This window comes from Streptomyces nanhaiensis, assembly GCF_046614825.1.
In the GTDB taxonomy this organism is placed as follows: domain Bacteria; phylum Actinomycetota; class Actinomycetes; order Streptomycetales; family Streptomycetaceae; genus Streptomyces; species Streptomyces radiopugnans.
The window spans coordinates 1-25,617 of sequence record NZ_JBKJFM010000083.1 but is presented as its reverse complement, the minus strand read 5'-3'; the positions used below and the strand labels follow the sequence as shown (position 1 = coordinate 25,617).

Genomic DNA, 25,617 nt, shown 5'->3' with positions numbered 1-25,617 from the left:
CCGGCGACGGTGGCCCCGGGGTCGCTGTTGTGCTCCGCGAGGTCGTCCGAGTGCAGCGGGAGGTTCGGGGTCAGGTACTTCGAGAAGATGTCCTTGGCGGCCTCGGCCTCCCGCTCCGAGCGCTCCCGCTGCCGGGCGGCGTTGACCCGCAGCCGCCTGAGCGCCTCGTCCGCCTGGAGGTAGGTCAGCGGTGTGGGCGCGCCCGACGCCCTGCGGTGGTCGGCCGCCCCGGTGGTGAGCGCCTTCGCGGGCCCGGCGGCCTCCAGGGCGAGCTGCCGCCGCCCCTCCAGTGCGCTGGCCCGCTCGGTCTCGGCGGTGGCGTACCGGCGCAGCAGCGCGGCGTGCTCGGTGCGCAGCCTCTCCAGTTCGGTGCGCTTGCGCCGGAGCGTGTCCTCCGTCTTCCGGCGTATCTCCAGGGATTCCTCCAGCTCGGTCTCCAGCTCGGCCTGGCGTTCCTCGGCCCGCCACTCCGCCGTGGCCTTGGCCGCCCTGACCTCGCCGACCCGCCGGCCGGCCTCCCTGTCCCACCGCCGCAGCAGTACGGCCCCGGTGACGGCCGCCGCGGCGGCCGCCGCGGTCAGGAGGCGCAGCACCACCACGCCGGGATCGACCGTGTCGCCGACCAGCCATGAGGCCGCCGCGCTGACGAGTGCGACGGCCGCCACGGCGGACGGCACGAGCATCCGGTGCAGGGGCGGCGCGTGACGGTGGCGTCCTCGTGGCATGGCCTGGAATTTACCTTGTACGCCGCCTCCCGAGGCACTGTCCGTCCCTCATTCGTTATCGGGGGAGCACCGGTCGTCACGGTCGCGCCCCCGGGCCGGCGGGCACCGGACGGCCCGGGTTCACTCCCGGCGCCGGACCGCCAGCGAGGAGACCACCACGACCACGGTGAGCGCGGCGATGGTGCTGACCACGGCCAACCGCGCCGCCGGGCCCAGGGTGTTGTTGGACTCGTGGGCGAAGTCGTACCAGACCAGCACCGACTGGAAGAGGGCGATCGCCGTGAAGACGAACAGCAGCCGGTTGCGGCGCTCGTCGCGCCGGTACTGCGTCATGTTGCGGTGGAAGTCGAGGATGTCGCGCAGCGACTGGAGCTGGACCTCCAGCACCCCGCGCTCGCGCTCCATCGCCCACCGCTCCATGGCCGCGTCCACCACCACCGCGCCCGCGTTGACGGTGTAGCGGCTCTCCTCCAGCCGCACCATCTCGCGCAGTGCCAGGTCCTTGCTGAGCTTGAGGGAGGCGGTGAACTGCCGGTCCACGTCGGCCACGCGGTCCCAGCGGGTGTCGTTGAGCCGGAGCATCCGGGCCGACACCAGGCGGTTGGCCTCGTCCACCGCTATCCACTCGCTGGTGGCCGCCATCACGCCCTCCAGCACCTCGCTGACCCGGTGCCGGGGCAGGCGGACGAGGGTGGTGAAGCCGTCCCCGAAGCGCAGGTACGCGTCGTCGTGGATCTTGCGCTCCACGCCGTAGACGCGGGTGGCGCCCGGTTCCTGGCCGCGCGGCGGGTCCATCAGGACCCGGTGCCACCACAGCAGCCGGCCGGGGTCCATCTCCGCCCCGTCCACGGGATCGACCAGCCCGGTGGCGAGCATGTGCTCCGAGACGCCCCCCGACCACCGCGCTATGTGCGGGTTGACCCGCTCCACCAGTTCGCGCTCGCGGCGGTGCATCTCCTCCTTGTCCCGCACCTCCACGGTCTGCATGACGTAGCAGTAGCCGCTGGGCTCGAAGCGGCACCACAGCATCCCGGCGCCCTCCAAGTCGACCGTGCCGACGGTCCTCTTGCCGCTGAGCCGCGAGCCGCCGGTGGACATGTGGTAGTCGAACAGCAGCGGGGAGTCCGGCCCCTCGGCCTGGGGCGAGAAGCCCGGCACGGCCTCGGCGACCGCATCCCTCAGCGCCCTGCCGACCTCGCCCCCGAAGGTGTTGGCGCACAGCCGGAACCGCATGAGGAACGGCGCGATGAGTACCACCTGCACGACGACCAGGCCCCCTGTGTCCCCCGCTCACGTCCGGACCGTGCGTACGGCGCCCGGCGCGCGGACTCCTGTGCGGCGCGTACGGCGCGTGCGGCGTGCCCGGCGCGTGCGGCCGGGGCTCACCCGGGCGCGGTGAACAGCGTCCACTCCCCGTGTCCGGCGCGGCCGCCCTCGGCCGTCCATCCCCCGCCCAGCAGCCGGTGCATCCGCTCCGGCGGTACGTACAGCGGTGTCCCCGCGCGGAAGGAGGTGCACCACAGCAACTGGCCGCCGGGCCTCACCACCCGCACGATCTCGGAGGGGTTGAAGACCCCGTTGAGCGACACTACCAAGGGAACACGCCCCGTTCCCAGGGGTAGTGACCGCACGTCGGCGGCCACCCAGCGCACCCCGGGCACGTCCACGCGGCGGCGCAGCATCTCCAGGCTCAGATCGCAGGCGACCACCGACGGCACGGCGCCGGCGACCGCCGCCGTGGCCTCGCCGGTGCCGCAGCAGATCTCCACGGCCCACTCGGCGGGGCGGACACGGCGCAGCCCCTCACGGACCGGGAGGTCGTATCCGCGCTGCTCGTCGGTCCATTCCCGCCACTCCTCGGCCATCCGGTCGTAGGAGGCGCGCAGGCCCTGCCAGGCGGCCCGGTCTCCCGGGTCCTCCAGCAGTCGCTCCTGGAAGCGGCGGCTGGGGTGGGCGTCGGCCTTCAGATCCGGTGGTTCCAGGATGTCCTCCACGTAGGGACCATAACCGGGGGCGCGCGCCGTTGGACAGGTGGCGCCCTCCGTACCGGTTCACGCCTCCGGGGGCGGAAGCGCCCTCAGGCCCGCGCCCTCTGCCGCCCGCACCACCGAGGCGAGCAGCGCCTCCCCTCCCCTGGCGGCCGCGATCTGGAGCCCGGCCGGGCAGCCGTCGCCGGTGAAACCCGCCGGGACGCTGGCCGCCGGATGGCCGCTGAGGTTGAAGGTCCAGGTCAGTGCCGTGCTGTACCGGCCGCCCGGACCGTCGTGGCCGTGGGGCCGGTTGGGGGTGGCCGGGGTCAGCAGCAGCCGGGCGCCGCCGAGGAGCGCGTCGAGGCGCGCACCGCTCTCCGCCCGCGTCCGCTCCGCCGCCTCCCGGTCCCCGCCGTGGCCGCGCAGGGCGAGCCACGCCGGCCCGGGGTCCGGCAGTACGGCCTCCGCCGCCGGGGGCTCCAGGCGTACGGCGCCCGCCGCGGCCAGCCGTTCCGCCGCCGCCCTCGCCACCCGGACGACCTCCGGGTCGCTCCGCGCGAATCCCAGGTCCGGCGACCACACCGCCGCCACCGGCGCGCCGGCCCTCTCCCCGGCGCCGTCGCCCGAGCCCCGGACACGCACACCGGGCACGCACTCCAGCCATGCCGCGAGGTCCGCGGCGCACCGGACGAGGACACCGGGCGCGGTCAGGCCCGAGCGGTCCGCCGAGGGCAGCAGCCCGTTGGTCGTCTTCAGCCCGAGCACCCCGCACCACGCCGCCGGGATGCGCACCGAGCCGGCGCCGTCGGCCCCGGTGGCCATCGGCACCATCCCGGCCGCTACCGCCACCGCCGAACCGGCGGACGACCCCCCGGGCGACCGGTCCCGGCGCCAGGGGTTGACGGTGCGGCCCCCGGCGCCCAGGCCCCAGGTCCGCCACCGCGTGCCGGGCCCGGGTACGGAGGTCGCCCCGACCGGTACGCATCCGGCCGCCAGCAGCCGCCGGACCGGCTCGGCCGGTGTCCCGTCCGGGCCTCCCGCCCCCGCCTTCACACCGATCGGCACTCCCGCCAGCGGCAGCCGCTCACCCGCCGCGACCCTGCGGTCCACCTCGGCCGCCCGGGCCCGCGCCCCGCCGGCCCACACCTCCCGGAAGGCGCACAGCGCCGGTTCCAGCCGGGCGATACGCCCCAGGGCCGCCTCGACCACCTCGGCGGCGGACGTCTCACCCCGCGCCACCGCACCGGCGATCGCCAACGCCGGCAGTTCGGCGTACACGCCCTCGTCCATCACCGGTCCGTCACCGCTCCGTCGCTCCGTCCCCCGGCCCGGGCCCCGGTCCGGGCCCCGGTGCCGGGTTCCCGGGTCTCCCGGAGCCCTCAGGCCGCCGCGGCGGCCGGGGGCGGGGGCTCCTCGTCGTCCTCCGGGAGCCTGCACACCCGCTGCAGGAAGACGGCGGCCGCCACCACCGCCGCGCCCGCCAGCACCGACAGGCCCGCGTAGACCGCCTGGTCCCGGCGGGCGGGCACGTCCATGGCGCCGAGGAGCAGATAGAGGCCGACGCCGCCGTACGCGCCCGCGGCCAGGGCGGCCACCAGCGCGCTGGCCTGCCCCAGGACGACGGCGCGGGCGGCCATCATCGGCTCCACGCCCTTGGCGCCGGGCCGCCGCTCGCGCTGGGCGCGCAGCCGGGCGCGGATCGACAGCGCGGTGGCGGTCAGGACCGTGGCGATCACCGCCAGCACGATCGGGGCCGTGACGGGCACGGCGGGCAGGGTGCCCAGCGCGTCCCACATCCGGGCCCCTGCCCAGGACAGCACCAGCGCGAGCGCGAAGATGCCGGCCAGTGTCCTGATACGTAGCTCCCTCACGGGACTCCCCACGTCACTCGGCGCGCCCTGGGGCGGCACCGCCCAAACAGCATCGTCGAAACCGCGTCGAAACCGCGTCGAAGCCGGGTCGAAGCCGTCGGGGAACCTTGCCCGTACGGCGCCGCCCACACTCCCGGGGCCCGGATCCGCCGGGCCCGGCCGCGCCGCGGCCGGTCACTCCGGCAGGCTCAGTTCCAGGTCCTCCCGGCGCACCACGCCCTCCCGGCCCACGGCGCCGAGGAGGTCCGCCACCGGGCCGTGCCCGGGGACCTCCGCCCCGGGATCCACATCGTGCCAGGGCGCCAGGACGAAGGCGCGCTCGTGGCACCGGGGGTGGGGCAGGGTCAGCTCCGGGTCGTCGGAGACGACGTCCTGGTACGCCACGATGTCCACGTCGATCGTCCGCGGGCCCCAGCGCTCGTCGCGGACCCGTGCGTAGGCCTCCTCGATGGCGTGGGCCCGCTCCAGCAGCGAACCGGGCGGCAGTGTGGTCCTGAGCAGGACGACGGCGTTGAGGTAGGAGGGCTGGCTGCCCGGCTCCACCCCCCACGGCTCGGTCTCGTACACCGGTGAGACGGCCTTGACCCGCACCCCCGGGGTCTCCTCCAGCGCGTCGATCGCCCCCTGGAGCGTCTCCATGCGGTTGCCCAGGTTGCTCCCGAGCGCCACGACGGCGCGCTTGGGGTTGTGCAGGGTCACATCGGCCGCGTCCACCTGGTGCACCACCGAGGCGGGCACCGGCTGTACGGTCGGGTCGCTGTTCGGCGTCATACGCGGCTCCGCTTGATGGTGATGGTCACGTCGTCGAACGGGACGGTGACGGGGGCCTCGGGCTTGTGGACGGTGACCTCCACCTCGCGCACCGCGTCGTGCGTCAGGCACTGGTCGGCGATCCGCTGGGCGAGGGTCTCGATCAGGTCGACAGGCTCGCCCCCGACGATCGCGGCGACCTCCTCGGCGACGATGCCGTAGTGCACCGTCCTGGCGAGGTCGTCCCCGGCGGCCGCGGGGCGGGTGTCCAGGCCCATCGCCAGGTCCACCACGAAGGTCTGTCCCTGCTCCCGTTCCCGCTCGAACACCCCGTGATGCCCGCGGATCCTCAGTCCGCGCAACGCGACACGGTCCACGCGCTCTCACTCCCGTCGGTCGTACGGATGCGGCGGCGGGCCGGTGGCCTCCGCGCCCCGCGCCCTCGTGTCCGGTGGGACCGGTGCCGGCCTTCAGCCGGCACCGGTCCCACCGGACACGAGGCCACTCTCTCAGACCGGCGCTCAGAGCAGGGTCCCGCCCTCGCCGCCGACGCCGTCGATGCCCTCGTCCCCGCCGGCCTCGTCGTCCTCTTCCTCCTCCACGAGGACCGGGGAGCCGTGGTGGGCCCACACCCGCCACCGGCCGTCCTCCGTCCTGCGGAAGACGTTGGTGGCGACCACCAGGCCGCCGACCAGGGGGCCGGCCGAGCCGTCCTCCTCGGCGGGACCGCCGCTGAGGATGTTCTCGGTGCAGGTCACCAGGGCGGTGTCCCCCGCCACGGAGACCTCGACGTCGGTCAGGAAGAACTGGATGTACTCGGTGTTGGCCATGATCAGCGCGTACGAGCGCAGCACCTCGTCGCGTCCGGTGAGCACCGGCCAGCCCGGGTGCACGACACTGATCTCACCGCCGAGCCAGCTGTCGGCCAGGGCGTCCAGGTCGCCGCGCTCCACCGCGTCGTACAGCGCGGCGTTGGCCGCCTCCACGGCCTCGACGTCCGTACGGGCCTCTCCGCTCACCTGGCTCCCTCCAGGGCCCGGGCCACCCGGACCGCGTCCGCGCTCGCCCGCACCTCGTGCACCCGTACCGCCCAGGCGCCCTCGCGCGCCACGAGCGCCGAGACCGCGGCGGTGGCCGCGTCCCGTTCCCGGGCGGGCGGCGCCTCGCCGCCGTCGCCCGCCAGCACCCGGCCCAGGAAGCGCTTCCGGGAGGCCGCGACCAGCACCGGCCGCCCCAGCTCCCGGCGCAGCCGGGCGGTGGCGTCCACCAGGGCCAGGTCGTGGGCGGCCTGCTTGGCGAAGCCCAGCCCGGGATCCACCACGATCCGCTCCGGGGCGATCCCGCCGGCCACCGCCTGTTCCAGGGCGGCGCGCAGCTCGCCGACAACCTCGGCGACGGTGTCGGTGTAGACGGCCCGGTCGTTCATGTCGATGCTCTGGCCGCGCCAGTGCATCACCACGTACGGCACCCCGGCGGCGGCGACCACCGGGATCATGCGCGGATCCGCGCGCCCGCCGCTGACGTCGTTGACCAGCCGGGCGCCGGCCTCCACCGCACGCTCGGCGACGGACGCCCGCATGGTGTCCACGCTGATCACCGCGCCCTCGCGGGCCAGTTCGCGGACCACCGGGATCACCCGGCGCAGCTCCTCGGCCTCGTCCACGCGGGTCGCGCCGGGCCGGGTGGACTCACCGCCCACGTCGACCAGGTCGGCGCCCTCGGCGATCAGGGCCAGACCGCGCTTGACCGCGGCCCCGGCGTCGAACCAGCGGCCTCCGTCGGAGAAGGAGTCCGGCGTGACGTTGACCACGCCCATGACCGCGCACCGGTCCCATGCCGGCAGTCCGGCCACTTCCCCGCGGGGGACGCGCAAGGTACTCATGCGGTCCAGCGTAGGCGTTCCGGGCGCGCCCACCCGCCGACGCCCCGTCGGGCGGCGCGCGGTCAGCGGGCCATGATCAGGCTCATCGCCTCGGCGCGCGTGGCGGAGTCGCGGAGCTGGCCGCGGACCGCGGAGGTGATGGTCTTGGCCCCGGGCTTGCGGACGCCGCGGACCGTCATGCACATGTGCTCGCACTCGATCACGACGATCACGCCGCGCGCCTCCAGGATCTCCATCAGCGAGTCCGCGATCTGCGTCGTCAGGCGCTCCTGGACCTGGGGGCGGCGGGCGAAGACCTCCACCAGCCGGGCGAGCTTCGACAGTCCGGTGATCTTGCCGGAGTCGGCCGGGATGTAGCCGACGTGCGCCACTCCGTGGAAGGGCAGCAGGTGGTGCTCGCAGGAGGACAGCAGCTCGATGTCCTTGACCAGGACCATCTCGTCGTGGCCGAGGTCGAAGGTGGTGGTCAGGACGTCCTCCGGCCGCTGCCGCAGGCCCGCGAATATCTCCCGGTAGGCCCGGGCCACCCGGGCCGGGGTCTCGCGCAGGCCTTCGCGGTCGGGGTCCTCGCCGACCGCGAGGAGCAGCTCCCGTATGGCGTTCTCGGCGCGCTTCTCGTCGAACTCTCCGACGGAGCCCTCGCCCTCCAGCGTCACCGGGTCGATCATGTGGTCCTCTTTCTCGATTGCGGGTGGCGAAAAGCCGCGCCCCTCCGGTAGTCAACCGGAGGGGCGCGGCGGGCATTCCTCGGGGCCTCGCCGCCGGCCCGGGGGCCGGCGCCTGGGAGCCGCGGTCAGCTCTCCGGCCGGGGCTCGTCGGACGGCAGACGGGTCTCCTTGGAGAGCGCCGTGTCCGTCGGACCGATCTCCTTGCCCTTCTCCTGGCCCGGCTGCGTGCCGTTGGTCAGGGCCAGCTCCTTGGGGGTGGAGACCGGCGGGCGGGTGGAGGGCATCCGGCGCGCGGAGCCCGTCCAGGCCGGGCGCGGCGGGCGCTTGACGATCGGGCGGAAGATCTCTGCGATCTCCTCCTTGCCGAGGGTCTCCTTCTCCAGGAGGGCCAGCACCAGGTTGTCCAGGACGTCCCGGTTCTCGACGAGGATCTCCCACGCCTCGTTGTGGGCGGTCTCGATCAGCTTCTTGACCTCCTCGTCCACCAGCCCGGCGACCTCCTCGGAGTAGTCGCGCTGGTGGCCCATCTCCTTGCCCAGGAAGGGCTCGGAGTTGTCGGAGCCGAACTTGATCGCACCCAGCCGCTCGGTCATGCCGTACTGCGTGACCATGGCGCGGGCCGTGGCGGTCGCCTTCTCGATGTCGTTGGCGGCGCCGGTGGTCGGGTCGTGGAAGACCAGTTCCTCGGCCGCGCGCCCGCCCAGCATGTACGCGAGCTGGTCGAGCATCTCGTTGCGCGTCGTGGAGTACTTGTCCTCGTCGGGCAGGACCATCGTGTAGCCCAGCGCCCGGCCGCGGGAGAGGATGGTGATCTTGTGGACGGGGTCGGAGTTCGGTGAGGCCGCCGCGACCAGGGCGTGACCGCCCTCGTGGTACGCGGTGATCTTCTTCTCCTTGTCGCTCATGATCCGGGTCCGCTTCTGCGGTCCGGCCACGACGCGGTCGATCGCCTCGTCCAGGAAGTGGTTGTCGATCAGCTTCTTGTCGCTGCGTGCGGTGAGCAGCGCCGCCTCGTTGAGCACGTTGGACAGGTCGGCGCCGGTGAAGCCGGGGGTACGGCGGGCGACGGCGGACAGGTCCACGTCGGGCTCCATCGGCTTGCCCTTGGCGTGCACCTTGAGGATCTCCAGGCGGCCCTGCATGTCGGGGCGGTCCACGGCGATCTGCCGGTCGAAACGGCCCGGGCGCAGCAGTGCCGGGTCGAGGATGTCCGGGCGGTTGGTGGCGGCGATCAGGATGACGCCGCCCTTGACGTCGAAGCCGTCCATCTCGACCAGGAGCTGGTTCAGCGTCTGCTCGCGCTCGTCGTGGCCGCCGCCCATGCCGGCGCCGCGGTGCCGGCCGACGGCGTCGATCTCGTCGACGAAGACGATCGCCGGGGCGTTCGCCTTGGCCTGCTCGAACAGGTCGCGCACGCGCGAGGCGCCGACGCCGACGAACATCTCGACGAAGTCGGAGCCGGAGATCGAGTAGAACGGGACGCCCGCCTCGCCCGCGACGGCGCGCGCGAGCAGCGTCTTGCCGGTGCCGGGCGGGCCGTAGAGCAGCACGCCCTTGGGGATCTTCGCGCCGACGGCCTGGAACTTGGCGGGCTCCTGGAGGAACTCCTTGATCTCGTGGAGCTCCTCGACCGCCTCGTCCGAGCCGGCGACGTCCGCGAAGGTCGTCTTGGGGGTGTCCTTGGTGATCAGCTTCGCCTTGGACTTCCCGAAGTTCATCACCCGGGAGCCGCCGCCCTGCATCTGGTTCATCAGGAACAGGAAGACGATCACGATCAGTACGAACGGCAGCAGCGTGAGCAGCATCCCGAGGAACGGGTTCTGCTTCTGCGGCGAGACGGTGTAACCGTCCTCGATCTGCCCGTCCTGGTACTTGGACTGCAACTGCTTGGCCAGGTCGACGCCCTGGTCGCCGATGTAGCTGGCCTTGATCTTGTCGCTGCCCTCGATCTTCGTGCCCTCGGCGAGCTCGACCTTGACGGTCTGCTCGTCGCCGGTCGTCAGCTCGGCGGACCTGACCTTGTTCTCGTTGATCGCCTGCACGACCTGGCCGGTGTCCACCGTCTTGTAGCCGCCGGACGAGCCGACGACGTTCATCAACACGACCACGGCGAGGGCGGCCAGCACGATCCACATGACGGGACCACGGAAGTAGCGCTTCACGTCCATCCACACGGGGCGGCGCGCGCCCCGTCCCTCCTGCCACAGTGAGGCACCGCGACCCCGGGTGAGGTCGCCTGTGCGTACGGTGTATTACTCCGGCTTGCTCGGCCTACGAACAGATTGCCTCAACAGACCGACCTTCGGACGGTACCCCAGGATCACGGCCCGAAGCACCGCCGAGGCGGGCGCCGCCGGCGGACGGCTGGGTGTCCCGTCCGTCCTTTCCAACGCCGGGAGGTCCCCCGAACGTTCCCGTGCGGCGCCCCGGGCCCGCCCGGGACCGTCAGCCTCCGTAGACGTGCGGCGCCAGCGTTCCGACGAACGGCAGGTTGCGGTACTTCTCCGCGTAGTCCAGGCCGTAGCCGACGACGAACTCGTTGGGGATGTCGAAGCCGACCCACTTCACGTCGATCGCCACCTTCGCCGCGTCCGGCTTGCGCAGCAGGGTGCAGACGTTCAGCGAGGCGGGCTCGCGCGAGCCGAGGTTCGACAGCAGCCAGGACAGCGTCAGGCCGGAGTCGATGATGTCCTCGACGATCAGGACGTGCCGCCCCTTGATGTCGGTGTCCAGGTCCTTGAGGATCCGGACCACACCGGAGGACTGGGTGCCCGCGCCGTAGGACGACACCGCCATCCAGTCCATGGTGACCGGCGAGGACAGGGCCCGGGCGAGGTCCGCCATGACCATCACCGCGCCCTTGAGGACCCCGACCAGGAGCAGGTCCTCGCCCTCGTACTCCGCGTCGATCGCCTCCGCCAGCTCGGCCAGCTTCGCGTCGATCTCTTCCTTGGTGATGAGCACCGACTTGAGGTCGGCGCCCATGTCCTTGTCGTCCACCCTGCTGCTCTCGGTCGGGGATCACACTTGCCGGATGACCAGTGTGCCACCCTGCCGCAGGGCGGCCACCCGGCCGGGCAGGCTGATGGCCCGCTGGCCGCGCCAGTCGGTGAGCAGCCGGTCCACCTCCTCGATGTGACGGGCGAACAGCGAGCCCGCCGGGGAGCCGGCCGCGACCGCCACGCGGCGCAGCACACGCCGGCGGACGGCGGGCGGCAGAGCGCCGAGCCGGGCGACGTCCAGGGCTGATCCGGACCCCTCTGTGAGATCCGCGACATCCGCGACATCCGCGGTATCACCGGCCCCGCCGGCCCCGCCGCTTCCACCGCCCGCGTCCGCCCGGGACGGCGGGAGCTCGGCGCGGACCTCCCGCTCGGCCTCGCGGGCCCAGGCGTCGAGGGCGTCGGCGTCGTCGCGCGAGAGCTGCGCGGTGCGGGCCAGCGCCTCGACCACGCCCTTGCCGAGCGCCTTCTCCAGGGCGGGCAGGGCGTCGTGGCGCACCCGGGAGCGGGTGAACGCGGGATCGGCGTTGTGCGGGTCGTCCCAGACCGGCAGCGACTGCACCATGCACGCCTTGCGGGTGGTCTGCCGGTCCACGGCGAGGAACGGCCGCAGATAGCGGTGCCGGACGTCCCGGCGCCCGGCCGGCGAGCCGGAGACGGCGGCCATCCCGGACAGGGAGCGGGTGCCGGAGCCCCGGGCCAGACCGAGCAGGACCGTCTCAGCCTGGTCGTCGCGGGTGTGCCCGAGGAGGACCGCGGCGGCGCCGAGGCGGTCGGCGGCCTCGTCGAGGGCGGTGTAGCGGGCGGTGCGGGCGGCGGCCTCGGGGCCTCCGCCGCGGCCGACCGCCACGGTGAGGGCCTCGGCCGGTTCGAGGGAGAGCTCGGTGAGGCGGGAGACGACCTCCCGGGCCCGGTCGTCGGAGCCGGGCTGGAGGCCGTGGTCGACGGTGAGGCCCCCGGCCCGCAGACCCAGGCGGGGCGCTTCGAAGGCCAGGGCGGAGGCGAGCGCCATCGAGTCGGCGCCGCCGGAGCAGGCGACGAGCACGAGCGGAGGGCGCCGGTGCGGGGTCAGGGGGCCGGGAGAGCCGGGGGAACCGCCGGGGGCGCCCTGGAGCACGTCACGGAGTGTGCGGCGAACCGCCAGGCGTATCGCGGCGACCGCGGGGTGGGGACCCATGTCCGTTCACTTCCTCGGGGAGTCGTGGCCGCGCAGTCGATGACTACGCTGAGTGCGTCGATGGTGACAGAGAAGTGCTGTATCCCTGAGCATCGCACGCGCGCCCGTCGCCGACGGTCCCTCGCAAGAGTGATTGTCCCGGCGTTCGGCGGTCATCAGTCCGCTTTCCGGTGCACCCTCGCGATCCACTCCGCCGGATCGGCGATCTCGGCCTTGGTGGGCAGCGTGTTGGGGGACGTCCACACGCGGTTGAAGCCGTCCATCCCGGCCTCCTCCACCACCGCCCGCACGAACCGCTCGCCGTCGCGGTACTGGCGCAGCTTGGCGTCGAGCCCCAGCAGCCTGCGCAGCGCCTGGTCGAGGCGGCCGGCGCCGGCCGCGCGGCGCTTCTGGAACTTCTCACGGATCTCGGCGACCGACGGGACCACCTGGGGCCCGACGCCGTCCATCACGTAGTCCGCGTGCCCCTCCAGCAGCGACATCACGGCGGTGATGCGGCCGAGGACCTCGCGCTGCGCCGGGGTCTGCACCAGCTCGACGAAGCTGTGCCCCCCGTCCCGCTCCCCGTCGTCCCCGGGCTCCGGGCCGCCGCCCCCGGCCAGCGACTGGAACGCCTCGCGCAGCCGCTCCAGCAGCGCGGAGGGCTCTATGTCGGTCTCCCCGAGGAAGGCGTGGATCTCCCCCTCGATGTGGTCCCGCAGCCACGGAACGGCGGAGAACTGGGTGCGGTGGGTCTCCTCGTGCAGGCACACCCACAGCCGGAAGTCGTGCGGGTCGACGTCCAGCTCGCGCTCGATGTGCACGATGTTCGGCGCGACCAGCAGCAGCCGCCCGCCGCCCTCGCCCGGGGCGCCCGGCAGGTCGCGGGTGGGCGGTGCGAAGGTCTCGTACTGGCCCAGGACGCGCGAGGCCATGAACGACAGCAGCATCCCGACCTCGACGCCGGTCACCTTGCCGCCGACCGCGCCGAGCACCGCGTTGCCGGGGCCGCCGCCGCGCCGCGCCCGCATCTTGCCCAGCAGGGGCGACAGCAGCTCGCGGAAACCGGCCACGTTGGCCCGGATCCAGCCGGGCCGGTCCACGACGAGCACGGGGGTGTCCGCGGCGGCGTCGGGCGTCATCCGCGTGAAGCCGCGTACGTGCGCCTCGGCCGCCGAGGCGTGCCGCCGCAGTTCGGCCACGGCCTCCCGCGCCTCCTCGCGGCTCACTTCGGGCCCGGGCTTCACGAGCCGGGTCGCGGTCGCCACCGCGAGATTCCAGTCGACCATCTCCACACCACCGAGGCTCGTCATGACTTCACCGTACGTGCCGGTGCCCCCGAACGGGAGCGGACCGCCCCCGCGGGCAAGGGTGCCCACGGGGCGGCGGGTCACGCCCGGACCGGACGGCGGGGCCGGGGCCGCTGACCGGCCGGCGGTCCCCCGCGGCCCCGCCGGCCGGTCAGCGGCAGCCGCAGCCGGCCAGGACGGCGGCGAGCCGGTCCAGGGCCTCGTGGGCGCCCTGGCGGTCGGTGGTGCCCGACGCCGTGAACGCGAAGGCCAGGAGTCTGCCGTCGGCGTCCACGACCGTGCCCGCCAGGGTGTTGACCCCGGTCAGCGTGCCGGTCTTGGCGCGGACCAGGCCCGCGCCGGTGCGGGTCGCCTCGTCGTCGTAGCGACCGCCGAGCGTGCCGCTGAAGCGGGCCACGGGCAGCCCCGTCAGCACGGGCCGCAGCTCGGGGCGGGCGGGGTCGGCGGCGAGGGCCAGCAGCCTGGTCAGCAGGCCGGCGGAGATCCTGCCGCTCCGGTCGAGCCCGCTGCCGTCGGCGAAGCGGGCGCCCTCCAGCGGCAGCGCCCCGCCGTATCCGGCGAGCTGCGCGCGCACCGCGCGTCCGGCGCCGGCGAAGCTCGCGGGCTCGCCGCGCGCGACGGCGGTCTGCCGGAAGAGGGCCTCGGCGATGTCGTTGTCGCTGTGGAGCAGCATCCGCTCGACCAGTTCCCCCAGCGGCGCGGAGCGGTGCACCGCCAGTTCCTCGGCGCCCTTCGGGGCCTTGCGGGCGCGCTCGGGGTGCCCGGAGTGCCCGATGTCGACGCCTCGCTCGCGCAGGCGGTCGGCGAAGACCTCGGCGGCGTCCCGGGCCGGGTCGTCCGAGCGGGGGGCGGGCCCGCGGGTGCTGTCGTCGAGGCGGCCCTCGTTCAACATCAGCGCGCTGACCGGCGCGATGTTCTCGTTCGGCCCGATGGGATGGCGGGCGGGGCCGGAGTAGAGCGAGGTGTCGTGGGCCAGCTCGATCCGCTTCGCGCCGCGTTCCGCCAGTTCCCGGGCGGTGGCGTCGGCCAGCCTCCGCAGGGCGGCGGGGGTGACCGTGGGGTCGCCGCCGCCGACCAGGAAGACCCGCTCGCCCTTCGCGTCCCACACCGCCCGGGTGGGGATGCGGTGGTCCGGTCCGAGGGCCGACAGCGCGGCGACCGCCGTGGCGACCTTGACGGTGGAGGCGGGTACGACGTCCCGGCCGGCCCTGGCCCCGTACAGCTCCCGCCCGGTGGCCACGTCCAGCACCGAGGCGGTGCGGAGCGTGCCCAGGGCGCCGTCCTCCAGCAGCGGATGGAGGGCGTCGGCGAGCGCGGCGGGCGCGGGGGCGGGGGCCTCGCCCGGGTTCGGCGCGTCCTTCCCGCCCCGGCCGCCCCGGTCGTCCCCGTCCTCTCCGTCGTCCCCTCCCCCGCCGGCGGGGGAGGGGCCCAGCGCGGTGAGCACCTCGGCGGCGCTGGGCGCCGGGGCGGGGCCGCCGGGGAGGCCCGCTCCGATGTGCTCCGCGCCACTGCGGCGGTCCCAGTGGGCGGCGCGGGCCCGCTCGGCCGTACGCTGGCCGGAGTCCCAGGGTCCGGCGACGGCCACAGCCGTCACCGCGACCGCGAGTCCGGCGGCGGCGGAACCGGCCACCACCCGCCATGTGTCCCGCACCTCGGACCAGCCCCTTTCGCGACCACACGCCTGCGTGAGGGACACTTAACCACCACATCGCCGCTCTCCGGGGGAAGCCCCCGGGCCACTGACGAGTGCTGAAGCATACGGAGGAGTCTCCCTTGGAGTTCGACGTCGTCATCGAGATCCCGAAGGGTTCGCGGAACAAGTACGAGGTGGACCACGAGACCGGTCGCATCCGGCTCGACCGGCACCTGTTCACCTCCACCGTGTACCCGGCCGACTACGGCTTCGTCGACAACACCCTGGGTGAGGACGGAGACCCGCTGGACGCGCTGGTGCTGCTGGAGGAGCCGACCTTCCCCGGCTGCATCATCAAGTGCCGGGCGATCGGCATGTTCCGCATGACGGACGAGGCCGGCGGCGACGACAAGCTGCTGTGCGTGCCCGCGTCCGACCCGCGCATGGAGCACCTGCGCGACATCCACCACGTGAGCGAGTTCGACCGGCTGGAGATCCAGCACTTCTTCGAGGTCTACAAGGACCTGGAGCCCGGCAAGTCGGTCGAGGGCGCGGACTGGGTCGGCCGGGCCGACGCCGAGGCCGAGGTCGAGGCCTCGATCAAGCGCCTGGAGGCGTCGGGCGGCGGCCACCACTGAGCCGCCGGCGCCGAGCCACCGGCACTGAGCCGCCGGTACCGGGCCGCCGAGCCCTCCGGGCCCGCCCTCCCGCGGGCCCGGCCCGACGTGCCCCGGGACGCACACGGCCACCGCGCCGCGTACGCCCCGGGGCACGTCCCGTTCCGGGGCGCGTCCCCGGGGCGTACGCGTCCCGGGAACGCGCCCCGGAGCCGGGTCAGAAGCCGCGGGTGCGCTTGGCCGCGCGCCGCCCCGGCAGCGGGCTCTCCTGCCCCGGCGTCTTGATGAACAGACGGGCCAGCTCGTTCCCCAGGTTGACGCCGATCGCGATCGCCAGCGCCAGGGCCGCGGCCCGCGACAGGTTCGGCAGGCCGTGGTCCAGGTCGCCCTGGGCGATGCCGATCAGCCCGAAGTAGATGGCGCTACCGGGCAGCAGCGGGCCGATCGCCGCCGTGATGTACGGCAGCGCCGAGACGAACTGGTAGCGCGACATCAGCTGCCCGAACAGGCCCACCAGGCCCGCCGCGGCCGCGGTCGCCGCGACGGGGTCGATACCGCCGGTGTCGGCCATCGCGCCGTACACCAGCCAGGCGACGCCGCCGTTGAGCGTGGCGAGCAGCACGGTGGAGCGCTCCTGCTGGAGGAGGACGCAGAAGGTCAGGGCCAGCAGCATCGCCGCCAGGAGCTGGAGCAGCGGCCGGCTGCGGATGTCCAGGCCCTCCGGGTCGAACTGGGCTCCCATCTCGGCGCCGATGTAGAGCACCAGCAGCACACCGCAGACGATGCCGACGACCAGGTAGACGACCTCCAGCAGGCGGGCCGAGGCCGTGATGTAGAAGCCGGTCAGCCCGTCGTGCACGGCGGCCACCAGCGCTCTACCGGGGATCAGCGGGAACAGGCCGCCGGTGACGACCGCGGAGGCCCTGATGGCCAGGCCGAGGTCCGCGGCGAACAGCTGGACCAGCACCCCCAGCACCGCGGGCGGCATCGCCGCGGCCACGAACTGGTAGAACTCCGGCATCCCGCGCTGGGAGAAGAACCAGGCGAGCCGGTCGCCGAGCATCGCGCCGAGCGCGGCCAGGAGGAAGACCACCCAGCCACCGCCCACCAGGGTGGACGCCGCACCCGCCAGCAGGCCGCTGGCGACGGTGAGCGCGCCCTTGGAGTACGGGTGGCGGTTGCGGCGGATCTCGGCGAGGCGGCCGTACGCCTCCTCCAGCGTCACGTCGCCGTCGGTGATGTCGGCCACCAGGCGGTAGACCGCCGACAGCCGGTTGTAGTCGGTGCCGCGGCGGCGGACCGTGCGGCTCAGCGAGACCGGGTCGTCCACCAGCGACGGCTGGTAGGTGATCGTCAGCAGGGTGAAGGTGACCGTCGGCTCGCAGCGGTCCAGCCCGTACGCGTGGGCCACCCCGAACATCGCCGCCTCGACGTCCTCGGCTCCCTCGCCGCCGGCGAGCAGCAGCTCGCCGATGCGCAGGGTCAGGTCGAGTACGCGCGGCGCCGACGGCCCGGTGTCGGTGTCCTCCTCGTCGGTGCGCCGGGGGCGCTCGGGCACCGGCCGCTCACCCAGCGGCATCCGGACCATGGTGCGCATCCGGTCCTGCCAGGGCGCGCCCGGCCGTACCAGGTTGTCGATCACCGGGATGCCGTCGGGCGGGGTGAAGGCGGACCCGTGCTCGGGGGGCGCCGTCCTGCGCACGCCCTCGGGTACGGCGAACTCGGAGGTGGGGTGCTCGTCCTCCGGCGGCAACGCGGGAGGCCTCAGCCCCTCGGGCACGGCGAACTCCGAGGTGGGGTGCTCGTCCTCGGAGTGCGGGGACGACAGCGGTACGCCGGAGGGCGGGGCGAAGGCGCTGTGGATGTCGTCCGGTGCGGACCTGCGGTCCTCCGGGCGGACGGTCTCGGTCACCGTGCTGTTCCTCGTGGTCTCCGGGGCCAAACTCGCCGCTCCTCACCCTCCAGTCGTCTTCTCGCACGGACCTCGGATTTCCCGGTCACGGCGGGAGATGTCCGTTCCCCCCAGCGAGGATACGGCCGGGCGCCCTGCCGGGAGGGGACGTGGAGGTGTCCGTCCGGTGTGAGATGCGTTGCAGCCGCCGGGGTCCCGGCGGCAGGACCCGCCCTCACCCGGAGGGGCGGTCGTGCGGACGCTCGGCGCGGGGTGTGTCCGCGTCCGCGGGCAGCACCTCCACCGACCGCTCGCCCTCGCCCGCCATCACGTAAGCGCCGCTCTCCAGGCGCTCGATCAGGCCCCGGGTCCACTCCGCTCCGCTGGCGGCGCTGTGCAGCCACAGCCGCATGATCTCGCCGATGTGGCCCCACTCGTCCGGGGCGCCCGGGGGCGTCCACTCCCTGGCGACCTCGGCGCTCCACTCCTCCAGCGCCGCCACACGCCGCCCGAGCAGTTCGATCGCCTCCCGGCGCGGCAGGTCGACGATGAAGCCGACCCCCGCCGTGAGCACGTCCGGCTTCTCGTCGTGCGCCGTGAGCGCCCAGCGCAGCAGCCGGTGGTACTCGGCCTCGCCGGCGCCGGTCAGCTCGTACTCGGTGCGCGGCGGGCCGCCGGCCGTGCTCGGCGCGGTGTCGTGGGCGGTCAGCAGGCCCTGCTTCGCCATCTGCTTGAGCGCGTGGTAGATCGAGCCCGGCTTGGCGTTGGACCACTGGTGCGCGCCCCAGAACTCCAGGTCGTTGCGGACCTGGTAGCCGTGTGCCCGCCCGTGCTGGCGGACCGCGCCCAGCACCAGCAACCGGATCGCCGACACCGCCGACCTCACCGTTCCCTTCCGGGCCCTGCGCGTGCCCACCGCCGACCAGCGTAGACGGACGGCGGCGGGCACGGGCAGGGTCACCGGGGGCGGGTCACCGGAAGGACGACCAGTCCGGCTCCGGCAGCGCGCCCGTCTCGAAGACCAGGTCGAAGGCGCCCTTGCCGTCGATCGCCTCGCGGATGATGTCCGCGTGTCCGGCGTGCCGGGCGGTCTCCTCGATCTGGTGGAGCAGGCCCCAGCGCCAGGAGCGGGCTCCGCCCTCGTCCCAGGGCATCTTGGGAGCCGAGAAGGTGTCGTCGAGGGAGGGCACCGACCGGACCGTCTCCTCGGTCTCGCGCGCCACCCGCTCGTAGAGGTCCAGCAGCTCCTCGACCGTCTCGTCGTCCCTGGCGGCCAGGCTGTCCTCCCACCGCTTCACGCTGGTCTCGAAGTCGAAGGGCTCGCCGCGCATCGTCGCCAGCGCGCCCTGCTCGCCCACCGCGACGTGCTTGAGGATGCCGGCCAGGGAGAACGCGCTCACGGTCGGCCTGCTGCGCGCCTGCTCGTCGGTGAGGCCGTGGAGGGCCCGGCGGATGCCGCCGCGCTGGGCGTCCAGATAGGCGAGCAGGATTCCGCGCTCGTCGCCGCGGTTCTCGGAAGCGACAGGAACGGGCATGGGTGGTTCTCCTCACGCGTCGGTCGTCGGGCCGCCTTCCGGCCCCTTCACCGATGACGACGCTATGAGGCCTTGGGGACAGGTTCTGTCCTGAAGGCCCTCCCGGCGCTTTTTTCCGGCGGGTTTTCCTCGCGGAGCCGGAGCCGGCCGGAGCCGACGCAGGCGGCGTCCCGTGCACCCCGGCCGGGACGACGTCCGCCGGACGGACCGGTCAGATCTCCTTGCGGACCTCGTGCAGGAGCGCGCGGGACTCCTCCGGGCCGCGGCTGTCCCGCAGGAGGCGGTCGAGGACGTCCTCGTACTGGGCGACCTCCTCCGGCTTGTCCAGGTAGAGGGCGCCGGTGAGGTGCTCCAGGTAGACGATGTCGGAGATCTCCGACTCGGGGAAGCGCAGCAGTGTGAAGGCTCCGCTCTCGGCCGGGTGCCCGCCGGTGTCGAACGGCATCACCTGGAGCGTGACGTGGGGCAGTTCGGAGAGTTCCGCCAGGTGCCGCAGCTGGGCGTCCATCACCTCGCGGCCGCCGTAGGGGCGGCGCAGCGCGGCCTCGTCCAGCACGCAGCGGAACTTCGGGGCCTGCTCGGACAGCAGCAGCTTCTGCCGCTCCAGGCGCAGTGCGACGCGGCGGTCGACCTCCTCCCGCGACAGCCCCGACCGGTGGCCGCTGGTGACGACCGCCCGCGCGTAGTCCTCCGTCTGGAGCAGCCCGGAGACGAACTGCACCTCGTAGACGCCGATGTGCGAGGCCGCGCCCTCCAGGCCGACGTACGTCTGGAACCAGTTCGGCAGCACGTCGCTGTAGTTGTGCCACCAGCCCGTGGCACTGGACTCGCGGGCGAGGCTCAGCAGCGGCTCGCGCTCGGCGTCGTCGGTGATGCCGTAGAGCGTGAGCAGGTCCGCCACGTCCCGCGCCTTGAAGCTCACACGCCCCAGCTCCATGCGGCTGATCTTCGATTCGGAGGCCCGGATGGAATATCCGGCCGCCTCACGGGTGACCCCGCGGGACTCGCGCAGCCGCCGCAGCTGGGAACCGAGCAGGATGCGGCGCACCATGGACCCACTCGACCCGTTGGCCCCGTTCACTCCGTTTTTCACCGGAAATGCTCCTGTTTGTATTCAGCTCTCCACCCCTGCACCAGTAGCAGTCTGCCACCAATGCCTTCGTTGCGTGCCCAGGCGGTTACACACAATCGAAAGTCGCTCGTGCACGTGCATCTGCCCTTGCATCTGCTGTGGGCATTGGGAACCATGGGGAAAGCACAAGTGCACGCGGGGCCAGGGCACTTGGGCATGTACACGATCCACCGATGCAGCGCAACGAGCGGAACGCGATACGGAGCACCACCGCTGACGGGGTCCGCCAGGGCCATGACCGCCGCAATGCCAGGAGTGTCTCGTCATGGGGACCGAAGGACCGACCGTGCTCGACCGGTTATGGCATGACTTCCCGTCGCTCGACCCCGACGCGCTCTCCGGCTCGGCCTCCTGCGCGCTCCAGCCGCGCTACGAAGCGGTCAGGACCGCCCGCGAGTTCACCCGGAACGTACTGCTGCGCTGGCGGTTGGCCGGGAGCTTCGACACCGTGGCCCTGGTGGTCTCGGAGCTGGTGACCAACGCCCTGCGCCACGGCGTGCCGGGCGCCGTCCCCGGTGAAACCCTGGACCCGCCCGTGCGGCTCCATCTGATGCACTGGTCCGGCCGCCTGGTGTGCGCCGTGCGCGACCCCAGCGGAAAGGCGCCCGTGGCGAAGAGGCCCGGCGGAGGGTTCGACGCGGAACTCGGCGGCATAGGCTGCGATTTCGGCGACGATCTCGGCGGTATCGGCGACATCGGCGGTATCGGTGACGAGTTCGCCGGTGCGCTCTTCGACGACACGGCGGAGTCCGGACGCGGCCTCTTCCTCGTCGAGTCCTTCAGCGACGACTGGGGCTGGCAGCCCATGGCCGGCACCATGCCCGGGAAAGTGGTCTGGGCGCTGTTCCGGCTGAACCCCGAACGGGGAACCGGCGTCAGTCCTGTATGAGGTGGTCGAACTCGCCGTCCTTGGCGCCGAGCAGCATCGCCTCGACCTCGGCCGGGGTGTAGACCAGCGCGGGGCCGTCCGGATAGCGCGAGTTCCGCACGGCCACCTCTCCGCCGGGGAGCTTGGCGAACTCCACGCACGCTCCCTGCGAGTTGCTGTGTCTGCTCTTCTGCCAGACGACCCCTTGGAGGTCCCTGGCTGCCATGCCGTTGTACGCGTGGGGCATCGGACTCTCCCGGCTGTGCGGTCGGGGGCGGTCGGTGCGGTCAGGGGCTGAATCGGTCAACCAGTTCGGATCATAACGTCGTTCACGTGCGGATGCACGTGAAGATGCACGTGCACGACAGCCTGTCACGACGTCATGACAACCCGTCGAAAGGCCGGTTCGCGTGCGGGCGGCGGGGCCGGGCGCGGAAGCGCACCCGGCCGCCGCACACGTGCCGGCCGCGCCGTTCACACGCCGGGGTCGCCGGGCCCCCTCTCCAGGAGACCGCGCAGATCCCCCATCCCGCGCCAGAACCGCTCGTACGGACTCAGCCAGTGCTGCACCTCGCTGAGCGGTCCGGCCTCCAGCCGGTAGTGCCTCTCCCTCCCCTTGCGCCGTTCGCTGACCAGGCCGGCCTCCCGGAGCACCTTCAGGTGCTCCGAGAGGCTCGGCCTGCGCATGTCGAAGTGGTCGGCCAGCCGCTGCACGGGCTGCGGCCCCTCCACCCGGAGCAGCCTCAGCACCTCACGCCGGGTCGGGTTGGCGAGGGCGGAGAAGAGCCGGTCCTCACGGATCCGGTCCTCGGGTACGTCGATGGCGCTCATGTTCCCCCTTGCGAGCCAGTGGTCAGTTGGCAGTGGCGGAGAGGAGGGAAGCCGGCGCCGCCGGTCGGCGGCGCCGGGCCGCTCGCAGTCCGCTCGTATCGGTGGTCACCGAATGATCCCCCGGCGGGCGCCCGTAGCGGAACCCTGTCCCACCCGCTGAACGGCGGTGTCCGGCTCCACCCGCCCTTGACCTCAAGCCGACTTCAGGTCCTAACGTCCTGGTCGACGCAACGACGACGTGAGGACCCGCGATGAGCATGGAATCCGCCGCGTGGAACGCCCTGTACCAGGCGCGCCACGCCCCACAGGGGCGACATGGCTCCTCCTCGGCGCTGTCCCGCGCCACCCTGCGCCGCATCGCGGGCTTCGCCCGCCCGCACCGGCGGCGGCTGGCGCTCTTCCTGCTGCTCAGCACCACATCGGCGGCGCTGGCCGTGGCCACCCCCGTGCTCGCGGGCCGGGTCGTCGACGCGATCGTCGAGGGCGCGGCGGCCGGCACGGTGGGCCGGCTCGCCGTCCTGATCGCGTTCGTGGCGGTGGCCGAGGCGGCGATCGGACTGCTGGCCAGGTGGCTGTCCGCGCGCATCGGGGAGGGGCTGATCCTGGACCTGCGCACCGCCGTCTTCGACCACGTCCAGCGGATGCCGGTCGCCTTCTTCACCCGCACCCGCACCGGCGCGCTGGTCAGCCGGCTGAACAACGACGTCATCGGCGCCCAGCGGGCCTTCAGCAACACCCTGTCCTCGGTGGTCGGCAACTTCGTCACCCTGCTGCTCACCCTGGTGGTCATGGTGCGGCTGTCCTGGCAGGTCACGCTGCTCGCCCTGGTGCTGCTGCCGGTGTTCGTGCTGCCCGCGCGGCGCATGGGCTCCCGGCTGGCCCGCCTCTCGCACGAGGCCGCGGCCCACAACGCGGCCATGGGCACGCAGATGACCGAGCGCTTCTCCGCCCCCGGCGCCACCCTCGTCAAGCTGTTCGGACGGCCGCGGGAGGAGTCGGAGGAGTTCGCGGCGCGGGCCCGGCGGGTGCGCGACATCGGGGTGCGCACCGCCATGGTCCAGCACGTCTTCTTCACCGCGCTGACCGTCGTCTCCGCCCTGGCGCTGGCCCTGGTCTACGGGCTCGGCGGCTGGTACGCGCTGCGCGGCCGGCTCGACCCCGGCGCGGTGGTGGCCCTGGCCCTGCTGCTCACCCGGCTCTACGCCCCGCTGACCTCGCTGGCCGGCGCACGGGTGGAGGTGATGGGCGCGCTCGTCAGCTTCCAGCGCGTGTTCGAGGTACTGGACCTCAGGCCGCTGATCGAGGAGCGCGAGGACGCCCGTGAAGTGCCCGAGGGCCCGGTGTCGGTGGAGTTCGACCGCGTGGACTTCGCCTACCCGTCGGCCGAGAAGGTCTCCCTGGCCTCCCTGGAGGAGGTCGCCGTCCTCGACGCACGCGGCGGCGAGCAGGTGCTGCACCAGGTGTCCTTCCGCGCCGAGCCCGGGCGGATGGTGGCGCTGGTCGGCTCCTCCGGCGCGGGCAAGTCCACCATCGCCCAGCTCGTGCCGCGGCTCTACGACGCCGACGGCGGCGCGGTGCGGCTGGGCGGCGTGGACGTACGGGACCTGACCTTCCGTTCCCTGCGCGCCACGCTCGGCATGGTCACCCAGGACGGCCACCTCTTCCACGAGTCGATCCGCTCCAACCTGCTGTTCGCCCGGCCCGGCGCGAGCGAGGACGAACTGTGGGACGTACTGCGCCGCGCCCGGCTCGACGAGCTGGTCGCCTCCCTGCCCGACGGGCTGGACACGGTCGTCGGCGAGCGCGGCTACCGCCTGTCCGGCGGCGAGCGGCAGCGGCTGACCATCGCCCGGCTGCTGCTGGCCCGGCCGCGGGTGGTGATCCTCGACGAGGCGACCGCGCACCTGGACTCCACCTCCGAGGCGGCCGTCCAGGAGGCGCTGGCCGAGGCGCTGCGCGGCCGCACCTCCGTGGTGATCGCCCACCGCCTCTCCACCGTCCGGGCCGCCGACCTGATCCTGGTGGTGGAGGAGGGCCGGATCGTCGAGCGCGGTACCCACGAGACGCTGATGGCGGCGGGCGGGCGCTACCGGGAGCTGTACCGCACCCAGTTCGGCGCGCAGTCCGGCGCCCCCTCCCCCGAGCTCCCCGGCGGGTCCTCCCACGAGCCCTCCGGCGGCCCGGACGGCAGGCCGTCCGGGCCGGGCGCCGGGGAGCCCGCCGTGCCCGGCTCCTTCTCCTGACCGGCCATCACCTTCCCGGCGGTACGCGGAACTCGGCGGCCGCGGCACCCGTGGCGGCCCTCGCCCATCCGGATCAGTCCAGCGCGCGGGACCGCCGCCCGGCCCCCACGATGAGAATCGGGGCCGCCGGGCGGCGGCCCGTATCGAGCCATGTCCGGGGAGATGCCGCTGTGACCGTCAGTCTTGAGCAACTGAGCCGCTGTTCCGTAGCCGTCGACCTCGGCGCGGCCAGGACCCGGGTCTACCTCAAACGGTTCGGCGTCATCGTGGACGCGCCGTCGGCCGTCGCCGTCAACACCCGCTCCGGGGCCCTGATCGCGGTCGGCGCCCCGGCCGAGCGGATGGTGGGCCGCACCCCCGAGCACATCCGGGTGGTGCGGCCGGTGTCGGGCGGGACCGTGGTGGACATCGACATGGCCCGGCGGATGCTGCGTGCCCTGGTGGGCGACCGCATCCGCCGGGCCTGGCGGCGCAAGCCGATGCTGCGCGCCGCCGTGTGCATCCCGCACGACGCCGAGCCGCTCGTCCAGCGCGCCGCGATCGAGACGCTCACCGGGATGGGCGCGCGGCGGGTGGAGCTGGTGGACAGCCTCATCGCCGCGGCCGTCGGCTCCGGGCTGCCCGTGGAGGAGCCCGAGGCCACCATGATCGTGATGTGCGGCGCGGCCACCTCGCACGTCGCGGTGCTCTCGCTGGGGTCGATCGTCGCCTCCGAGACGGTGCCGGTCGGCGGCGAGATCATCGACCGCGCCGTCATCCAGCACCTGCGCAACCAGCACGAGCTGATGCTCCCCAACCAGGCGGTCCACCCGCTGCACCTGGCGATGTCAGTCGCCCCGCCCGGGCAGACCGAGGCCGAGGTGTACGGCCGGGACGTGTCCACCGGACTGTTCCGCACGGTGAACGTGGACACCGAGGGCGTGCGCGCCGCCATCCGGCCCCCGCTGACGGCGATGGTGGACGCCATCCGCGGCGTGCTGCGCCAGTGCCAGCCCGATCTGGTGGCCGATCTCGCCGACCGCGGGATCATGCTGGTGGGCGGCAGCGCGATGCTGCCGGGGCTGGACTCGATGCTGCGGCAGGCCACCGGGATGCCGGTGCACGTCGCCGAGCAGCCGGCCGTCTGCGCGGTGGAGGGCCTGGGCGCGATGCTGGAGGGACGGGTGCGGCTGCTGCACCGCGATCCGCTCAGCCGCTGACGGACCGCCGGTCCGCCGGCTCGTCCGCACGGGGCGCACCGGCACCGGTGTCGGCACCGGGTGCACGGGACGCACGGCGGTGACGCGCCGCCGCCACCGCCCGCAGCGCCACCGCGTACAGCGGCAGGGCGAGCGCCGCCCCGGCGCCCGCGCTGCCGGGCGCGTCGGCCGGAGCGGCCTGCCGCCCGTCGCGCCGCACCGCCGCAGCGGTCATCTCTCTCCCCTCACCGCCGGGTAGGACGGCCCCGCCGGGCCGGTGGCTGCCTGCGCGCCGCCCGGCGTCCCGTCAGGCGCCGCCCCCGTCGCGCAGCGGCTCGGGCAGGGGGGCCGCGTG

26 protein-coding genes are annotated in these 25,617 nt (G+C 73.7%); 4 read left to right on the top strand and 22 right to left on the bottom strand.

Going from position 1 to position 25,617, the window contains the following annotated elements:
- The 15 genes from ACLIYP_RS18440 to dacB all read right to left on the bottom strand — a co-directional run.
- Positions 1 to 725 (bottom strand): hypothetical protein (locus ACLIYP_RS18440; RefSeq protein ID WP_412714233.1); only part of this gene is annotated, 725 nt, incomplete at its 3' end.
- 120 nt (positions 726 to 845) lie between these two features.
- A complete protein-coding gene (locus ACLIYP_RS18435; RefSeq protein ID WP_412714232.1) occupies positions 846 to 1,988 on the bottom strand; it encodes a hypothetical protein in 1,143 nt (380 codons plus the stop codon).
- Positions 1,989 to 2,107: 119 nt separating this feature from the next.
- Positions 2,108 to 2,719, bottom strand: a complete 612-nt coding sequence (locus ACLIYP_RS18430) for a class I SAM-dependent methyltransferase (RefSeq protein WP_412714231.1) — start codon at positions 2,717 to 2,719, stop codon at positions 2,108 to 2,110.
- A gap of 57 nt (positions 2,720 to 2,776) precedes the next feature.
- Complete coding sequence (locus tag ACLIYP_RS18425) at positions 2,777 to 3,985, bottom strand: amidase family protein (protein WP_412714230.1); 1,209 nt, start codon at positions 3,983 to 3,985, stop codon at positions 2,777 to 2,779.
- 89 nt (positions 3,986 to 4,074) lie between these two features.
- The gene (locus tag ACLIYP_RS18420; protein ID WP_412714229.1) at positions 4,075 to 4,566 is read right to left on the bottom strand and encodes a DUF3180 domain-containing protein; all 492 of its coding nucleotides are present in this window, start codon (positions 4,564 to 4,566) and stop codon (positions 4,075 to 4,077) included.
- A 174-nt stretch (positions 4,567 to 4,740) separates the two neighbouring features.
- Positions 4,741 to 5,337 carry a 2-amino-4-hydroxy-6-hydroxymethyldihydropteridine diphosphokinase gene (folK, locus tag ACLIYP_RS18415; protein ID WP_412714228.1) on the bottom strand — a complete coding sequence of 199 codons (597 nt, stop codon included), beginning with the start codon at positions 5,335 to 5,337 and terminating at the stop codon, positions 4,741 to 4,743.
- A complete protein-coding gene (folB, locus tag ACLIYP_RS18410) occupies positions 5,334 to 5,693 on the bottom strand; it encodes a dihydroneopterin aldolase (protein ID WP_412714227.1) in 360 nt (119 codons plus the stop codon). Before folB ends, folK begins: the two co-directional genes overlap by 4 nt.
- Before the next feature lie 144 nt (positions 5,694 to 5,837).
- Positions 5,838 to 6,335, bottom strand: a complete 498-nt coding sequence (locus ACLIYP_RS18405; RefSeq protein ID WP_093657658.1) for a nuclear transport factor 2 family protein — start codon at positions 6,333 to 6,335, stop codon at positions 5,838 to 5,840.
- The gene (gene folP, locus ACLIYP_RS18400) at positions 6,332 to 7,198 is read right to left on the bottom strand and encodes a dihydropteroate synthase (RefSeq protein WP_412714226.1); all 867 of its coding nucleotides are present in this window, start codon (positions 7,196 to 7,198) and stop codon (positions 6,332 to 6,334) included. The genes ACLIYP_RS18405 and folP overlap by 4 nt, the downstream gene beginning before the upstream one ends.
- Before the next feature lie 62 nt (positions 7,199 to 7,260).
- Positions 7,261 to 7,866, bottom strand: coding sequence for a GTP cyclohydrolase I FolE (gene folE / locus ACLIYP_RS18395; RefSeq protein ID WP_412714225.1), 606 nt, complete (start codon positions 7,864 to 7,866; stop codon positions 7,261 to 7,263).
- Positions 7,867 to 7,991: 125 nt separating this feature from the next.
- The gene (gene ftsH / locus ACLIYP_RS18390) at positions 7,992 to 10,034 is read right to left on the bottom strand and encodes an ATP-dependent zinc metalloprotease FtsH (RefSeq protein WP_412714224.1); all 2,043 of its coding nucleotides are present in this window, start codon (positions 10,032 to 10,034) and stop codon (positions 7,992 to 7,994) included.
- Positions 10,035 to 10,311: 277 nt separating this feature from the next.
- Positions 10,312 to 10,851, bottom strand: coding sequence for a hypoxanthine phosphoribosyltransferase (hpt, locus tag ACLIYP_RS18385; RefSeq protein WP_093657861.1), 540 nt, complete (start codon positions 10,849 to 10,851; stop codon positions 10,312 to 10,314).
- Between the two features lie 36 nt (positions 10,852 to 10,887).
- The gene (tilS, locus tag ACLIYP_RS18380) at positions 10,888 to 12,045 is read right to left on the bottom strand and encodes a tRNA lysidine(34) synthetase TilS (RefSeq protein WP_412714223.1); all 1,158 of its coding nucleotides are present in this window, start codon (positions 12,043 to 12,045) and stop codon (positions 10,888 to 10,890) included.
- A 155-nt stretch (positions 12,046 to 12,200) separates the two neighbouring features.
- A complete protein-coding gene (locus ACLIYP_RS18375) occupies positions 12,201 to 13,337 on the bottom strand; it encodes a zinc-dependent metalloprotease (RefSeq protein ID WP_412714222.1) in 1,137 nt (378 codons plus the stop codon).
- Positions 13,338 to 13,485: 148 nt separating this feature from the next.
- Positions 13,486 to 14,985, bottom strand: a complete 1,500-nt coding sequence (gene dacB, locus ACLIYP_RS18370) for a D-alanyl-D-alanine carboxypeptidase/D-alanyl-D-alanine endopeptidase (protein WP_412714221.1) — start codon at positions 14,983 to 14,985, stop codon at positions 13,486 to 13,488.
- Between the two features lie 122 nt (positions 14,986 to 15,107).
- Between dacB and ACLIYP_RS18365 the strand changes: the two genes are divergently transcribed.
- On the top strand, positions 15,108 to 15,605 hold the full coding sequence (locus ACLIYP_RS18365) for an inorganic diphosphatase (RefSeq protein ID WP_093657646.1): 498 nt from the start codon (positions 15,108 to 15,110) through the stop codon (positions 15,603 to 15,605).
- 196 nt (positions 15,606 to 15,801) lie between these two features.
- On the opposite strand, the gene ACLIYP_RS18360 is transcribed toward ACLIYP_RS18365, so the two are convergent.
- From ACLIYP_RS18360 to ACLIYP_RS18345, 4 genes are all read right to left on the bottom strand, one after another.
- Positions 15,802 to 17,496, bottom strand: a complete 1,695-nt coding sequence (locus tag ACLIYP_RS18360) for a threonine/serine exporter family protein (protein WP_412714220.1) — start codon at positions 17,494 to 17,496, stop codon at positions 15,802 to 15,804.
- A gap of 214 nt (positions 17,497 to 17,710) precedes the next feature.
- Positions 17,711 to 18,349 carry a PadR family transcriptional regulator gene (locus ACLIYP_RS18355; protein ID WP_412714234.1) on the bottom strand — a complete coding sequence of 213 codons (639 nt, stop codon included), beginning with the start codon at positions 18,347 to 18,349 and terminating at the stop codon, positions 17,711 to 17,713.
- 97 nt (positions 18,350 to 18,446) lie between these two features.
- Positions 18,447 to 19,010, bottom strand: coding sequence for a DinB family protein (locus ACLIYP_RS18350; protein ID WP_412714219.1), 564 nt, complete (start codon positions 19,008 to 19,010; stop codon positions 18,447 to 18,449).
- A gap of 211 nt (positions 19,011 to 19,221) precedes the next feature.
- On the bottom strand, positions 19,222 to 20,061 hold the full coding sequence (locus tag ACLIYP_RS18345; RefSeq protein WP_412714218.1) for a helix-turn-helix domain-containing protein: 840 nt from the start codon (positions 20,059 to 20,061) through the stop codon (positions 19,222 to 19,224).
- 346 nt (positions 20,062 to 20,407) lie between these two features.
- On the opposite strand from ACLIYP_RS18345, the gene ACLIYP_RS18340 reads away from it, so the two are divergent.
- On the top strand, positions 20,408 to 21,031 hold the full coding sequence (locus tag ACLIYP_RS18340) for an ATP-binding protein (protein WP_412714217.1): 624 nt from the start codon (positions 20,408 to 20,410) through the stop codon (positions 21,029 to 21,031).
- On the opposite strand, the gene ACLIYP_RS18335 is transcribed toward ACLIYP_RS18340, so the two are convergent.
- Positions 21,018 to 21,257 carry a DUF397 domain-containing protein gene (locus tag ACLIYP_RS18335; RefSeq protein WP_412714216.1) on the bottom strand — a complete coding sequence of 80 codons (240 nt, stop codon included), beginning with the start codon at positions 21,255 to 21,257 and terminating at the stop codon, positions 21,018 to 21,020. The two genes, ACLIYP_RS18340 and ACLIYP_RS18335, sit on opposite strands and share 14 nt — an antisense overlap.
- 227 nt (positions 21,258 to 21,484) lie before the next feature.
- The gene (locus ACLIYP_RS18330; protein ID WP_412714215.1) at positions 21,485 to 21,841 is read right to left on the bottom strand and encodes an ArsR/SmtB family transcription factor; all 357 of its coding nucleotides are present in this window, start codon (positions 21,839 to 21,841) and stop codon (positions 21,485 to 21,487) included.
- A 251-nt stretch (positions 21,842 to 22,092) separates the two neighbouring features.
- Between ACLIYP_RS18330 and ACLIYP_RS18325 the strand changes: the two genes are divergently transcribed.
- The gene (locus tag ACLIYP_RS18325; protein ID WP_412714214.1) at positions 22,093 to 24,084 is read left to right on the top strand and encodes an ABC transporter ATP-binding protein; all 1,992 of its coding nucleotides are present in this window, start codon (positions 22,093 to 22,095) and stop codon (positions 24,082 to 24,084) included.
- 170 nt (positions 24,085 to 24,254) lie between these two features.
- Positions 24,255 to 25,283 carry a rod shape-determining protein gene (mreB, locus tag ACLIYP_RS18320; protein ID WP_412714213.1) on the top strand — a complete coding sequence of 343 codons (1,029 nt, stop codon included), beginning with the start codon at positions 24,255 to 24,257 and terminating at the stop codon, positions 25,281 to 25,283.
- Here the strand turns inward: mreB and ACLIYP_RS18315 are convergent.
- Positions 25,273 to 25,497: a hypothetical protein gene (locus ACLIYP_RS18315; RefSeq protein ID WP_412714212.1), complete on the bottom strand. Its 225-nt coding sequence runs from the start codon at positions 25,495 to 25,497 to the stop codon at positions 25,273 to 25,275. The two genes, mreB and ACLIYP_RS18315, sit on opposite strands and share 11 nt — an antisense overlap.
- Between the last annotated feature and the right edge of the window lie 120 nt (positions 25,498 to 25,617).